Source organism: Blautia sp. MSK17_66 (assembly GCF_020538025.1).
In the GTDB taxonomy this organism is placed as follows: domain Bacteria; phylum Bacillota; class Clostridia; order Lachnospirales; family Lachnospiraceae; genus Blautia_A.
The window spans coordinates 1-1,002 of record NZ_JAJBNQ010000073.1 but is presented as its reverse complement, the minus strand read 5'-3'; the positions used below and the strand labels follow the sequence as shown (position 1 = coordinate 1,002).

General features: G+C 35.9%; 3 protein-coding genes. All 3 read right to left on the bottom strand.

Features of this window, described 5'->3' with window-relative positions; all coding sequences use genetic code 11:
• Positions 1–53: 53 nt before the first annotated feature.
• Positions 54–254, bottom strand: coding sequence for a 4Fe-4S binding protein (locus LIR34_RS17505; protein WP_222891075.1), 201 nt, complete (start codon positions 252–254; stop codon positions 54–56).
• 119 nt (positions 255–373) lie between these two features.
• Entirely contained in the window at positions 374–700 is a 327-nt protein-coding gene (locus tag LIR34_RS17500; RefSeq protein ID WP_222891074.1) for a hypothetical protein, read from the bottom strand.
• 85 nt (positions 701–785) lie between these two features.
• Positions 786–1,002: hypothetical protein (locus tag LIR34_RS17495; RefSeq protein WP_330603753.1), on the bottom strand; the 217-nt coding region annotated here is incomplete at its 5' end.

Here is a 1,002-nt window from a genome sequence, read left to right as displayed (position 1 = left end):
AAAATAAAGGATCGCCCATATCCATAAATAATCATACCAATGTTTCTTTTTCTTCACATCGCTGTCCTCTCTTTCATTTCAATACAACCTGCCGGACAGGACTTTGCACATTTTCCACATCCTACACACACTGTTTCTTCTACCACAGCATAACATCCATGGTAAACTTTGACAGCTGCCAGCGGACAAGTATTTTCACATACTCCGCAGGCAACACATCTTTTTTTATCGACACTTGCCATTCTTTTTGCCAATGCTTTGTTCCCCTTTCAAATTTTGTATCTCTATTGTACCTGAAAAAGGTAAATCCTTCTGTGATATTATTACATAAGAATTTACCTTGAACGCTAATCATTACAATGACATATTTTTATTATACATTACCTTTATATTTATATATGATGTTTAGAATTTCCTCAGTTGTTCGAATAATTTCTTTTTGTTTTTCTTTCATTGTTATAGATTTGCTTTCTTCTTCAGCTAACGAAGAGTAAAGGTGAATGGTATTAGCATGATTCCATATCTCATCGTAAATTTTCTCGATTTCATCAGCACTCCGAAATGCCTGGTCTGTTTGCATTTGCAAGTGTTCTCGTTGCTCTTCCAGATGATTCATCCGTTCTTGTAACTGATCCCTTTCTTTCTGCAATCGATCATGTTGTGCTTGCAGTTGATCTATTTGTATTTTAATTTCGCTCATCTTTTCTTTCTGTCTCCGCATAAGCATCATCAAATATACAACTACAAATACAAATAATAGTATTATGTACAGCATAAACTTCTCCTCACGACACATATATTTCGACGGTTTTCCGCAAATCAACTATTGATAATGGCATAGAAAGAACAGTTAGTTTTCCTGAATTCTTTTTAATTTCAACAGCATCAGGATTGCCTGTGATTAAAATTACAGGTGTTGTCCTGTCCGCACGCCATGGCTGATTCGGTTGGCTCGTCATATCTTCGGTAACAATCCAAAGATCCGGCTTATGTCTGCCTAAT